14 protein-coding genes are annotated in these 12,051 nt (G+C 71.9%); 8 read left to right on the plus strand and 6 right to left on the minus strand.

The window, feature by feature from the left end; translation table 11 throughout:
* Window positions 1-45 precede the first annotated feature (45 nt).
* Together BM041_RS16750 and BM041_RS16755 are read left to right on the plus strand one after the other, a co-directional pair.
* A complete protein-coding gene (locus tag BM041_RS16750) occupies window positions 46-651 on the plus strand; it encodes a nitroreductase family protein (protein WP_217648747.1) in 606 nt (201 codons plus the stop codon).
* Window positions 648-1,019: a bleomycin resistance protein gene (locus BM041_RS16755; RefSeq protein ID WP_092961196.1), complete on the plus strand. Its 372-nt coding sequence runs from the start codon at window positions 648-650 to the stop codon at window positions 1,017-1,019. Before BM041_RS16750 ends, BM041_RS16755 begins: the two co-directional genes overlap by 4 nt.
* Before the next feature lie 123 nt (window positions 1,020-1,142).
* Here the strand turns inward: BM041_RS16755 and BM041_RS16760 are convergent, their stop codons facing one another.
* The 4 genes from BM041_RS16760 to BM041_RS16775 all read right to left on the minus strand — a co-directional run bounded on the left by BM041_RS16760 (window position 1,143) and on the right by BM041_RS16775 (window position 4,070).
* Window positions 1,143-1,445: a DUF2312 domain-containing protein gene (locus BM041_RS16760; protein ID WP_235951542.1), complete on the minus strand. Its 303-nt coding sequence runs from the start codon at window positions 1,443-1,445 to the stop codon at window positions 1,143-1,145.
* Between the two features lie 121 nt (window positions 1,446-1,566).
* Window positions 1,567-1,872: a DUF1244 domain-containing protein gene (locus BM041_RS16765; RefSeq protein ID WP_092961022.1), complete on the minus strand. Its 306-nt coding sequence runs from the start codon at window positions 1,870-1,872 to the stop codon at window positions 1,567-1,569.
* A 67-nt stretch (window positions 1,873-1,939) separates the two neighbouring features.
* Complete coding sequence (locus tag BM041_RS16770; RefSeq protein WP_092961023.1) at window positions 1,940-2,905, minus strand: tripartite tricarboxylate transporter substrate-binding protein; 966 nt, start codon at window positions 2,903-2,905, stop codon at window positions 1,940-1,942.
* A 91-nt stretch (window positions 2,906-2,996) separates the two neighbouring features.
* Window positions 2,997-4,070 carry a tartrate dehydrogenase gene (locus BM041_RS16775; protein ID WP_092961024.1) on the minus strand — a complete coding sequence of 358 codons (1,074 nt, stop codon included), beginning with the start codon at window positions 4,068-4,070 and terminating at the stop codon, window positions 2,997-2,999.
* Between the two features lie 51 nt (window positions 4,071-4,121).
* On the opposite strand from BM041_RS16775, the gene BM041_RS16780 reads away from it, so the two are divergent.
* The 4 genes from BM041_RS16780 (at window position 4,122) to BM041_RS16795 (ending at window position 7,297) form a co-directional block, all read left to right on the plus strand.
* A complete protein-coding gene (locus BM041_RS16780; protein ID WP_175533988.1) occupies window positions 4,122-4,805 on the plus strand; it encodes a GntR family transcriptional regulator in 684 nt (227 codons plus the stop codon).
* A 145-nt stretch (window positions 4,806-4,950) separates the two neighbouring features.
* Window positions 4,951-6,234, plus strand: a complete 1,284-nt coding sequence (locus BM041_RS16785) for a glycerate kinase type-2 family protein (protein ID WP_092961026.1) — start codon at window positions 4,951-4,953, stop codon at window positions 6,232-6,234.
* Window positions 6,231-6,626, plus strand: coding sequence for a cupin domain-containing protein (locus BM041_RS16790; RefSeq protein ID WP_092961027.1), 396 nt, complete (start codon window positions 6,231-6,233; stop codon window positions 6,624-6,626). Before BM041_RS16785 ends, BM041_RS16790 begins: the two co-directional genes overlap by 4 nt.
* A gap of 218 nt (window positions 6,627-6,844) precedes the next feature.
* Entirely contained in the window at window positions 6,845-7,297 is a 453-nt protein-coding gene (locus BM041_RS16795) for a DoxX family protein (protein ID WP_175533989.1), read from the plus strand.
* A gap of 61 nt (window positions 7,298-7,358) precedes the next feature.
* Here BM041_RS16795 and BM041_RS16800 read toward each other — a convergent pair whose 3' ends face one another.
* On the minus strand, window positions 7,359-8,480 hold the full coding sequence (locus BM041_RS16800) for an OmpA family protein (RefSeq protein WP_092961029.1): 1,122 nt from the start codon (window positions 8,478-8,480) through the stop codon (window positions 7,359-7,361).
* 473 nt (window positions 8,481-8,953) lie between these two features.
* Here BM041_RS16800 and pyk point away from each other — a divergent pair, with 473 nt between their 5' ends.
* The gene (pyk, locus tag BM041_RS16805; protein WP_092961030.1) at window positions 8,954-10,387 is read left to right on the plus strand and encodes a pyruvate kinase; all 1,434 of its coding nucleotides are present in this window, start codon (window positions 8,954-8,956) and stop codon (window positions 10,385-10,387) included.
* A gap of 63 nt (window positions 10,388-10,450) precedes the next feature.
* Window positions 10,451-10,933: a hypothetical protein gene (locus tag BM041_RS30635; RefSeq protein WP_175533990.1), complete on the plus strand. Its 483-nt coding sequence runs from the start codon at window positions 10,451-10,453 to the stop codon at window positions 10,931-10,933.
* 58 nt (window positions 10,934-10,991) lie between these two features.
* Here BM041_RS30635 and ada read toward each other — a convergent pair whose 3' ends face one another.
* Window positions 10,992-12,047: a bifunctional DNA-binding transcriptional regulator/O6-methylguanine-DNA methyltransferase Ada gene (gene ada, locus BM041_RS16815; RefSeq protein ID WP_175533991.1), complete on the minus strand. Its 1,056-nt coding sequence runs from the start codon at window positions 12,045-12,047 to the stop codon at window positions 10,992-10,994.
* Between the last annotated feature and the right edge of the window lie 4 nt (window positions 12,048-12,051).

A 12,051-nucleotide genomic window follows, 5' to 3' on the forward strand; every position in this document is an offset into this window, starting at 1 on the left:
CGAGTCGTTCGCAAGTAAGCTTCGGCATCCCCGATGGAACCGATCATGCCCGACACCCTCCCTGCCCATCGCCCGGCGCTGGCCGCCCTGCTTGCCCGCGCCTCCGTGCCCGCGCGGCTGCTGCTCGATCCGGGGCCGGACGATGCGGCGATCGACCTTGCCGTGGCGGCCGCGTTGCGCGCGCCGGATCACGGGGGCCTGAGGCCCTGGCGCTTCGTGGTGATCCGCGGTGCGGCCCGTGCGGCGCTGGGCGAGGTGCTGGCCCAGTCCCTGTCTCGCCGGGCGCCGGATTCGTCACCGGACCGGCTGGCGATGGAACGGGCGAAGCCGCTGCGCGCGCCGGTCGTCATCGTGGCGGGGGCGGCGCTGCGCCCGGAGCATCCGGTGCCGGTCTGGGAACAGGAGGCCTGCGCCGCCGCGGGTGTCATGAACCTGATGAACGCGCTGGACGCGCAGGGCCTGGGCGCCATCTGGCTGTCTTCCGCCGCGCTGCGCGATGACGGCGCCAAGGCCGCGCTGGGCTTCGCGGCGACCGATGTCTTGCTGGGCTGGATCTATGCCGGCACGCCGGCGGCGGAACGCCCCCGCCCCGCACGGCCCGGCCCGGAAGCCTTCTGGCGGGAATGGCACGCGCGGGGGGGCCTGGCATGACGAATCCCGCGCGCTGCATTCCCATCCTCGCCTCCCTCGACCTGGCGGAGACGCTCGCCTTCTACGGCGATCACCTCGGCTTCCAGGGGGAGCGATGGGGGGACTACGCCATCGTCCGTCGCGATGCGATGGAGATGCACTTCTGGCTGGCGCGCGACCGCATCCATCCCGAACATACCGCCTGCTACATCCGTGGCGGGCAGGTTCCGGCGCTGCATGCGGAATTCGCCGCGCGCGGCGTTCCGGGGCTTTCGCCCTTCGAGGTGAAGCCGTGGGACATGAAGGAATTCCACCTTCACGATCCGCACGGCAACCTGCTGCGCTTCGGCTGCGCGCCACAGGAGACCGAGGACCCGGCGGCGGCTTGATGGTGGTCGCCGCGGCCGGCTGCTTTCGCATCATCGTGCCGCGGAGCATGGCCGCGCCGGCGCGCGGCCGAGGCAGAAGGCCCGGGCGCGCCTGCATGGCGGCGCGTCATCCCGGGCACGGCACTACATGCCGAGTGCGCGGCGATAGAGGTCGAGCAGCGTCTCCTGCTCCTCCACCTCGGCGGGTTCCTTCTTGCGGATGGAGATGATCTGCTTGATCACCTTCACCTCGAAGCCCGCGGACTTCGCTTCCGCGAAGATGTCCTTGATGTCCCCGGCCAGGGCCTTGCGTTCCTCCTCCAGGCGCTCGACGCGCTCGATGATGGAGCGCAGGCGATCGACGGCGATGCCGCCCACCTCGGGATCCGGGTCCTTCTCCTGGCGGTCACGGCTGGCGGCCGCTTCCTGCAGGTCTACGTCGCTCATCAAGGGTGCTCCGGGCAGTGCGGCCGCGCGCGCCCACGGGGGCGCGCGACGGGGCTAGGAAGGGGCGCGATATACCCGTGGGAGAGGGGGGGCGCAAACCACGCCCTGCCCCCCGGCGCCCTCAATGGCCCGGGTTGGAGGCGGCGAAGGCGGCCTTCTGCTCGGCCGTCGCTTCCTTCTGGTACTTCGCCTGCCATTCCTTGTAGGGCATGCCGTAGATGATCTCCCGCGCCTCGGGATCGGTCAGGGGCAGGCCCTTCTCCTCGGCCGCGGCGCGGTACCACTTGGACAGGCAGTTGCGGCAGAAGCCGGCCATGGTCATCAGGTCGATGTTCTGCACGTCGTTGCGGTCGCGCAGATGCTGCACCAGGCGGCGGAAGGCCGCGGCTTCCAACTCGGTCTGGGTCTGCTGGTCGATATCGGGCATGGCTGGTCCTCCGGTAGCCCGCGAATTTGGGCGCGGAGGACCAGCGGCGCCAGGGGCTGGCCCGGCGTCAGTCGGCGTATTCGCCGGCGGCCTGGATGATCGGCCGCCAGCGCGCGACCTCCTCGGCCAGGAAGCGCCGGTGATACTCGGGCGTCGCGCGATCCTCGCTGGCGGCGACCGTCACCAGATCGGCGAGGCGGGCGAGCAGCCGTTCCTCCTTCAGGGCGGCGCGCAACGCGGCCGAGAGGCGCTGCTGGATCGGCGCCGGCGTGGCGGCGGGGGCGTAGAGGCCATGCCAGGTGCTCATCGCGATGCTGGGCTGGCCGGCTTCCGCCGTGGTCGGCAGGTCGAGGCCCTGGACGCGGTTGGGCAGCGTCACGGCATAGGCCTTCACGCGGCCGTCGCGGATGAAGGGCGCGGTGTTGGTGGCCTGGTCGCAGAAGACATCGATGCGGCCGGCCATGAGTTCGGTGATGGCCGGCGCGCTGCCGCGGAAGACGACGCTGGTCATCGCCCGCCCCGCCGCGGCCTGCAGCAGCATGCCGCAGAGCTGGTTCGCGCCGCCAAGGCCGGAATGGGCCAGGTTCAGCCTGTCCCCCTGCTCCCGGATCGCGGCGATCAGGCCGGCCAGGTCATTGGCCGGGAAGTCCGGGCGGGCGATCAGCGTCATCGCCGCGTCCGTCGCGATGCCGAGCGGCGCGAAGCCCTCCGTCACGCTGTAGGGCAGGCGGCGGTAGAGCGTGGCGCTGGCGGCGTGGCCGATATGGTGCATCAGCAGCGCATGCCCGTCGGGCCTGGCCTGCGCGACCTTGGCGGCGGCGATGGTGCCGCCGGCGCCGGTCGTGTTCTCCACCACCACGGGCTGGCCGAGGTCCTTTGCCATCCCTTCGGCCACCAGGCGGCTGATGACGTCGGTCGGGCCGCCGGCGGCGAAGGGAACGGTGATGGTGATGGCGCGGCTGGGGAAGCCGGTCTGGGCCAAGGCGGGGGTGGCGAGGAGCGTGCCCAGGACAGCGCGGCGGGTGACGGTCATTGGCTTGTTTCCTCCGGGAGTGACAGCGAAGGCTCGGACCAGGGCGCGCTGCCCCCCCCCCCCCGCAAGCGCGGGGGAGGGAGCGGCAGGGTCAGAGATTCGCGCCCTTGATGGCGGCGATGACGGCTTCCGTGACCTCGGCCGTGGTGGCGGTGCCGCCGACGTCGCGGGTGCGGATGCCGGCCGCGCAGACGCGCTCCACCGCCTCCATCAGCAGGCGGCCGGCGACGGGCTCGCCCAGATGCTCCAGCATCATCGTCGCGGTCCAGAAGGTGGCGACGGGGTTCGCCACGCCCTTGCCGGCGATGTCGAAGGCCGATCCGTGGATGGGCTCGAACATCGAGGGGTAGCGGCGGGACGGGTCGAGATTGGCGGTCGGCGCCACGCCGAGGGAGCCCGCGACGGCACCGGCCAGGTCGGAGAGGATGTCGGCGTGCAGGTTGGTGGCGACGACGGTGTCGATGCTGCCCGGGCGCTGGATCATCCGCGCGGCCATGGCGTCCACCAGCTCCTTCTCCCAGGTGACGGTCGGATAGTCCCTGGCGACCTCGGCGGCGATCTCGTCCCAGAAGACCATGCCGTGCTTCTGGGCGTTGGACTTCGTCACCACCGTCAGCAGGCGCCGCGGGCGGGACTTCGCGATCTCGAAGGCCGTGCGCATGATCCGGGTGACGCCGGCGCGGGTGAAGATCGCGGTCTCGGTCGCGATCTCCTCGGGGTGGCCGCGATGGGCGCGGCCGCCATGGCCAGCGTATTCGCCCTCGCTGTTCTCACGCACGATCACCCAGTCGATGTCCCCGGGCTCCACGGCGCGGAGCGGGCTGGTGAGGCCGGGCAGGACGCGGGTCGGGCGGATATTGGCGTACTGGTCGAAGCCCTGGCAGATCTTCAGCCGCAGGCCCCACAGCGTGATGTCGTCCGGCAGGTCCTTGTCGCCGACCGCGCCGAAATAGATGGCGTCGAAGCGCTTCAGCGTCTCCAGCCCATCCTCCGGCATCATGCGGCCATTGGCGCGGTAGTAGTCGCTGCCCCAGTCGAAATGCTCGACATCCAGGGTGAAGTCGCCGCAGCGCTCCGCCAGGGCGCGCAGCACGGCGAGGCCGGCGGGGATGACTTCCTGGCCGATCCCGTCGGCGGGGATGGCGGCGATCTTGTGGGTGCGCATGGATGCGGAACCTTATGGGTTGGTGGTATGGGTGGTGGGATGGAACGCGTGTTGCGACAGGACCGGGTGACGCCTGGCGCCCCCTCCCCCACCCGGCCCAGCCTGGCGGAAGCCGCCTATGCGGCGCTGAAGGCCAGCATCCTGGAAGGGCTGCTGCCGCCGGGGCATGAGGCGGTGGAACAGGCGATCGCCGACCAACTCGGCATGTCCCGCACGCCGGTGCATGAAGCCGTGCTGCGGCTGCAGCATGAGGGGATGGTCCGCATCCTGCCGCGCCGCGGCGTGATGGTGCTGCCGATCGACCCCGAGGACCTCCGCCAGACCTACCAGGTGCTGATCGCGCTGGAGGGCGAGGCCGCCGCGCTGCTGGCGGCGCGCGGCGAGGCCGCCGCCGCGACGCGGGCGGCGATGCGGGAGGCGACCGACGTGATGGTAGCGGCGCTGCAAGCGGGCGACCGCGCGGCCTGGGCCGCAGCCGATGACCGCTTCCACCGCGCCCTGCTGGCGGGCTGCGGCAACCCGAAGCTGGCGCGCCTGGCCGAGAATGCGGCGGACCAGGCGCAGCGCGCCCGCGCCGCCACGGCAGCACGGCGGCCGGAGCCCGAAACCTCCGGCATCGAGCATGAGGCGATCATGGCCGCGCTGGCGGCGGGGAACCCGGAGGCCGCGCGGACGGCGCTGGCCCGCCACCGCGCCCGGGCGAGCGCGGACATCCTGCGGGCGCTGGGGCGCTGAGGCGGCCTGGACGGTCGGGAGCGGGCGCGTCATCTTGCATGCGTTCTTCCATACCACGAAGAATTCCACAAGCGCGCCGAGGGCCGCCGCGGTTGATCGCCGCCGCCGCGCCGTCATGATGCGCCCGCAGCCGGAGGGGTGATGCATGGCCTGGGATGACGCTTCCGCCCGCGCGGCGCTGGAACAGTTGTTTGCCGCCGCGGTGGCGAGTGCCGATCCGCGGGTGGTGCTGGCCCGCCACCTGCCGGAACCACCTGCCGATGGTCGCGTGGTGGTGGTGGGGGCGGGCAAGTCGGCCGCGGTGATGGCGGCGGCGGTGGAAGCCGCCTGGCCGGAAGTGCCGCTCTCCGGCGTTGTCGTCACCCGCTATGCCCATGGCTATCCGACAACGCGGATCGAGGTGCTGGAGGCGTCCCACCCCGTGCCGGATGCCGCCGGTGCGGCCGGCGCGCGGCGGGTGCTGGATGCGGTGGCCGGGCTGACATCGCGCGATTTGGTGCTGTTCCTGGTCTCCGGCGGCGGATCGTCGCTGACGACCCTGCCGGCCTCGGGCCTGACGCTCGATGACCTGATGGCGGTGAACCGGGCGCTGCTGGCGTCGGGGGCCACGATCAACGAGATGAACTGCATCCGCCGGCACCTGTCGGCCTTCTCCGGCGGGCGGCTGGCGGTGGCGGCGCATCCGGCGCGCGTCGTGACGCTCGCGATCAGCGACGTACCCGGCGACGATCCGACGGTGATCGCCAGCGGGCCGACGGTGCCGGATCCCTCGACCTTCGCGGAAGCCCGCGCGCTGGTGGCGCATTACGGGATGGCGCTGCCGGATGCCGTCGTGGCGCATCTGGCGCGCGGGGAGGAGGAGAGCCCGAAGCCGGGGGACCCGCGCCTCCGCGACGTCGACTACCGCTTCATCGCGACCCCGCGCATGGCGCTGGAGGCTGCGGCAGCGAAGGCGCGCGAGTTGGGCTTGGCGCCGCTGATCCTGGGCGACGCGCTGGAAGGCGAGGCGCGGGAACTCGGCAAGGCCATCGCGGGCATCGCGCTGTCCGCCCGCGCCCATGGCCACCCCCTGCCCGGCCCCTGCGTGCTGCTCTCCGGCGGGGAGACCACCGTGACGATCGGGAAGGAAGGCCACGGCCGCGGCGGGCGGAACGGGGAGGCGCTGCTGGGCTGCGCCGTGACCCTGGCCGGGGCGCCTTGCATCTGGGCGCTGATGGGCGACACCGACGGGATCGACGGGTCGGAGGGCAATGCGGGCGCGATCGCGACGCCCGACACCCTGGCCCGCGCCCGCGCGAAGGGCCTGGACCCGCGATCGGTTCTCGGGCGTCATGACAGCTATTCGCTGTTCAGCGCCCTCGGGGACCTGCTGGAACCCGGGCCGACGCTGACCAACGTCAACGATTTCCGGGCGGTGCTGGTGGCATGACCTTCGAGACGCGGGCGCTGCACCAGGCGCCGGACGTGCTGGCCCCCGATGGGGCGGAGGTGCGGCTGCTGGTCCGCGCGGCCGGCGGGACCATGGCGCATTTCAAGCTGAACCCGGGCGAGGTCTCCATGGCGGTGACCCATCGCACGGTGGAGGAGCTTTGGTATGTGGTCGCGGGGCGGGGCGAGATGTGGCGGCGCGACGCGACGCGGGAGGAAGTGACGCCCCTGGTGCCGGGCATCAGCATCAGCATCCCGCTGGGCACGGAATTCCAGTTCCGCGCGGCGGCGGACGAGGCCTTCGAGGCGGTGGCCATCACCATGCCGCCCTGGCCGGGGCCGGATGAGGCCGTGCATGTCGAGGGGCGCTGGACGGCGAAGCTGCGGGGATGACTGGCGGGACCCGCCGGAAGGCCCCCCCTCACCCAACCCTCTCCCCCGCCGGGGGAGAGGGCTTTTCGAGCCCGCCATCGGCGCGGTGAATGACGGCCATCGTACCGACAAATCGGTCGATTGATCCGCATCAAGCCCCTCACCCCTCCGCGGGCGCAAGGTCCCGCCATGCAAGGCGCGCCGGCCGACGGCGCGCCGCACTGGCCGAGGAGGCACTCATGGCTTTCCAGAAATCCGACTTCGACGTGACCGAGCCCGCCGTCGCCGTGCGGCTCATGGCAGGGCTCTTCTACCTGCCGCATGTCGCCTTCAAGCTGAACGGGCTGGAAGGCGCCGCAGGGCTGTTCGGGCGCATCGGCTTCCAGCCCCCGATGCTCTGGGTCTGGCTGGCGATCGCCGCGGAACTGGCCTGCGCGGTGGCGCTGACCCTCAACATCCAGGTCAAGTGGATGGGGCTCGTCTCCGCCTTCGTCATGGCCCTGGCCGGCTATGCGGTGGTGATGACCAAGGGCCCGGTGTGGCTGTGGAACTTCGGCGGCGTCGAATACATCGCCTTCTGGGGCGCCACCTCCCTCGCCTTGGCGGCGCAGGCCTGGAAGCGGGAATACGCGGCCTATGGCCGGGTCTTCTTCCTGTGGCCGAACCTGGAGCGTGGCGTGGTCAGGGCCTGACATGAAGACGGCCGGGGGATCGCTCCCCCGGCCGCCTTCGTTCAGCCCGTTGCGGGCGAGATCAGCGCAGCACGATCTCGACGCGGCGGTTCTGCGGCTCCCGCACCCCGTCGGCGGTCGCGACCAGCGGGCGGCTCTCGCCGAAGGCCTGGACGCTGATGTTGCCGCGGGCGACGCCCTGGCGCTCCAGCTCGCTCGCCACCGCCGCGGCGCGGCGTTCGGACAGGCGCTGGTTGTACTGCGGCGTGCCGGCGCGGTCGGCGTGGCCGGCCACCTCGATCCGCGTGGTCTGCACCCGGCCGGAATTCTGCGCGGCGTCCGCGATGATCTGGCGGGCACGGTCCGTCAAATCGGCGCGGTCGAAGTCGAAGAACACCAGGTAGGTGCGCGCGGGTGCCGGGGCGGCGACGACGGGCGCGGCCGGGGCCACGACCGGCGCCGGCGGCGGCGTCTGGCCGAAGGCGTAGCGGATGCCGAGCAGGATGGAGTGGTTGTAGTTCTCGCTGCGGGTATCGCCGCGGGAGACCGTGAAGGAACCACCGCCGCTGCTGGTATCGAGCTTGTGCTCCAGCGTGCCCATGAAGCGGTATTCCGCCGTGAAGGCGAGGCCCGGGGCCCAGGCGGTCAGCGGCACGGAGGCGCCGGCGATGGCCTGGTAGGCGAAGCGGCCATCGGTGCCGTCGGTGCGGACCTGGCCGCCGAGGACATTGGCGCGGACATTGTCGAATTCGCGCCAGACATAGCCGGCGCCGACGCCGACATAGGGCTGGAAGGAGAAGCCGCCGAAGTTCAGGCCGAGGTCGAAATCATACAGCGCATTCGCCATCACGCCGTAGCTGCGGGCCTTGCCGGTGGCGTTGGTGGTGCCGCCGAAGCCGGAGATGCTGTCGACCTCGTTCTCCCGGAAGCTGCCTTCGAGTTCCGCGCGGACGCCGTTGCCGAAGCCGTAGCCGAGGCTGACGACGCCGACATAGGCCATGTCGAAGGAGATATCGCCGCGGGTGCTGCGGCCGCCGGCGGCGAGGGACTGGCCGAGCTGGCCGGTCGCCGACAAATCGGCATCCATCAGCCAGTTCACGCCGGCGCCGGCGCCGATATAGAGGCCGTTGACCTGCTGCGCCTGCGCCGCCGTGATGGGCAGCGCCAGCAACGTGGTGGCGAGGAGGGTATTTCTGAGGCTCATGAGCGTGTCTCCGTGGGAAGGCCGGACGGGCTGCCCAGCGGCCGTGCTGGCCACCGTGTCCGTAGGTCCCAACGCGGTTCCCCGGAAAAGTCGCCAGGGCGAAAAATGATTCGGGGGGCATGTGGCGGATGGGCCACACCCCCTGGTGGCCGGTGTGTAACACCCAGGCCGCAGCGCGCCGATACTTACGTAAATTAAGCTACAATCCGAAACTGGCGTCGATGGCTTATTTGACCTAAGGTAAGCCCATGCGCGACCCAGCCCTTGAAGCCCTGCTGACCCAGCGGGGCGCCGTCACCCGTATCGCAACCGCCCTCGGCATCTCCACCGCCGCTGTTTCCCAATGGAAGCGCGTGCCGGACGACCGCGTTGCCGAAGTGGCGCGTGCCCTAGGCGTGCCGCCCACCACCGTCCGGTCCGACGTGCCGGAGGTGCTGCCCGAGACCCCACGCCGCGAAGGATTCCCGAGAATCATGGCCACACGAATCCCGCTGCGACGCCGGCGCCGGACGAAGATCATCGCGACCCTCGGCCCGGCATCCTCCTCGGCGGAGGTGATCGAGCGCCTGTTCCGCGCGGGCGCCGACGTGTTCCGGCTGAACTTCTCCCACGGCTCCCACGCCGACCATGCGGAGCGGATCGCCATCATCCGGGCGCTGGAGCAGAAGGTGGACCGGCCGATCGGCATCCTGGCGGATGTGCAGGGCCCGAAGCTGCGGGTCGGCAAGTTCCAGGGCGGGCGGGTGCAGTTGCAGACGGGGCAGAAATTCCGCCTCGACCTCAGCCCCAATCCCGGCGACGTCCGCCGCGTCCAGTTGCCGCACCCCGAGATCATCTCCGCCGCCGGCATCGGCACCACGCTGCTGCTGGATGACGGCAAGCTGCGGCTGCGCGTGCTGCACAAGCGGGAGGACCACCTGGAGACGGAGGTGCTGGTCGGCGGCGCGCTGTCCGACCGCAAGGGCGTGAACGTGCCCGATGTAGTGCTGCCGATCCCCGCGCTGACGGAAAAGGACCGCGCGGACCTGGCCTTCGTGCTGGAGCAGGGCGTCGAATACATCGGCCTCAGCTTCGTGCAGCGGCCGGAGGATGTGATCGAGGCCAAGCAGATCGCGGCCGGCCGGGCCTGGATCATGGTGAAGATGGAGAAGCCGCAGGCGGTCGAGAACCTCGACGCCATCGTGGCGCTGGCGGATTGCGTGATGGTGGCGCGCGGCGACCTCGGCGTGGAATGCCCGCCGGAGGAAGTGCCGCTGATCCAGAAGCGGATCGTCCGCACGGCGCGCGCCGCGGGCAAGCCCGTGGTGGTGGCGACGCAGATGCTGGAGAGCATGATCACCGCCCCCTCCCCGACCCGGGCCGAAGCCTCGGACGTCGCGACGGCGGTGTTCGACGGCGCGGATGCGGTGATGCTGTCGGCGGAAACCGCGGCGGGGCAGTTCCCCTTCGAGGCCGTGAACATCATGGACCGCATCATCGCCCGCGTCGAAGGCGATCCGGGCTGGCGGACGCTGACGGATGCGGAGCGGCCCTCCCCCGAGAAGACCTCCGCCGGCGCCATCGCCGCCGCGGCGCGCCAGGTGGCACAGACGATCGAGGCGGAGGTGATCGCGACCTTCACCTCCACCGGGTCCACCACGCTGCGCGTGGCGCGGGAACGGCCGAGCTGCCCGATCCTCGGCCTGACCGCCTCGCTCCAGACCTCCCGCCGCATGGCGGTGGTGTGGGGGGTGCATCCGCTGATGTCGGTGGAGCCGCATTCGATGACGGACATGGTCGCCAAGGCCATCCGCGCCGCCAGCCAGGAAGGCTTCGCGAAGCATGGGGACGAGGTGGTGGTGACGGCGGGCGTGCCCTTCGGCACGCCGGGCACGACCAATGCGCTGCGGGTCGCCATCGTCAAATAGGGCGACAGTTGACGAAGGCGGGCGCTGCGTCTTCCTTGCGTCCGCCTGCCAGGAGCCGCGACGATGACCGCCCGACGCCTTGCCCTTGCCCTGCCCCTGCTTGCCGCCCTGGCCTCCCCGGCGGCGGCGCAGCGGGAGGGGGTCTATGACGTGACGGGGATCAACCTGGATGGCTCGCCCTATACCGGCGTGGCGCAGATCCGGGCCGCGGGCCTGTCCTCCTTCTTCATTGCCTGGCGGATCTCGGGCCAGGTGGTGGAGGGGGTGGGCTTTGCCTCCGGGCGCACGATCTCCGTCGCCTATGGCCTGGCGTCCCGGCCGGGCATGGGGATCTACACGCTGAACCCCGATGGCAGCATGGATGGGGAGTGGACCATCGTCGGCGCGCCCGCGAATGCGCGCGAAAGGCTGGTGCCCCGCGCGGCCGCGCCCGTACCCCCGGCCGCGTCCGCTACGCCGCCGGCGCCTGCCGCCTCGGCTGCGCCCGCCGCGACGCCGGCGCCCGCCACGCCGCCCGCGGCGCGACCCACGCCCGCACCGAACTGACCTATCGCCCCTGACCTATCGCCCCTGACCTATCGCCCCTGACCTATCGCCCCCTGACCTATCGCCCCCTGGCGCGCCTTTCGCCCGCCAGCAACGCGGCCTTGCGCGGCACACCCCAGCGATAGCCCGTGAGGTCGCCGCTGGCGCCGATGACGCGGTGGCACGGCACGGCGAGGGCCACCGGGTTCTGCGCGCAGGCCCGCGCCACGGCGCGCGTCGCGGCGGGCTGGCCCATGGCCGCCGCCAGGCCGGAATAGGTGCGCGTCTCCCCCAGCGGGATCGCCACCAGCGCCTCCCACACCCGCCGCTGGAAGGCGGTGCCGCGAAGGTCGAGGGGCAGGGCGAGGGCGGCTGCCGGTTCCTCGATGAAGGACGTCACCTGGCGGATGGTCTCGGCCAGGGCTTCCGGCGCTTCCTCGATCCGGGCGCTCGGGAAGCGGGCGCGGAGGTCGCCTTCCAGCGCGGCGGGCGTCTCGTTGAAGCCGATGAAGCAGATGCCGGCCCCGGTCGCGCCCACCAGCAGCGGGCCCATGGCGCTGTCGGCGCGGGCGATGCGGATCACCTCCCCCTCCCCGCCGCGGCGGGCGGCGCCGGGGGTCATGCCGAGGTGGCGGGCGGTATCCTCATAGACCCGCGATTCGCTGCCGAAGCCGGCGCCCGCCACCGCATCCGCCACGCGGTCCCCGGCCGCGAGCGCGGCTTGCAGGCGGCGGGCGCGCACGCCTTCCGCATAGCTGCGCGGCGTGACGCCGGTGATGTCCCGGAACAACCGGAGAAAATGGTGGCGCGCATAGCCGGCCCGGGCGGCGAGCGTCTCCAGGCTCGGGATCGTTTCCGCCGCCTCGATCAGGGCGCAGGCGGCGGCGACGGCCTCGGCATGCAGGCGCGCGCGATCGCCCTTGGGGTCGCAGCGCTTGCAGGCGCGGAAGCCGGCGGCCTCGGCCTGCGGGGCATCGGCGTAGAAGCGGGTATTGCGGCGGAGCGGGGGGCGGGAGGGGCAGCCAGGCTTGCAGAAGACGCCCTGGGTGGTGACGGCATAGAGGAAGGGCGCGCCGGCGAGCGCGGGGTCCCGCGCCAGCACGGCCTGCCAGCGAAGCGCGTCGGGGTCGGGCATGGCG

Source organism: Falsiroseomonas stagni DSM 19981, assembly GCF_900114315.1.
Taxonomy (GTDB): Bacteria; Pseudomonadota; Alphaproteobacteria; order Acetobacterales; family Acetobacteraceae; genus Falsiroseomonas; species Falsiroseomonas stagni.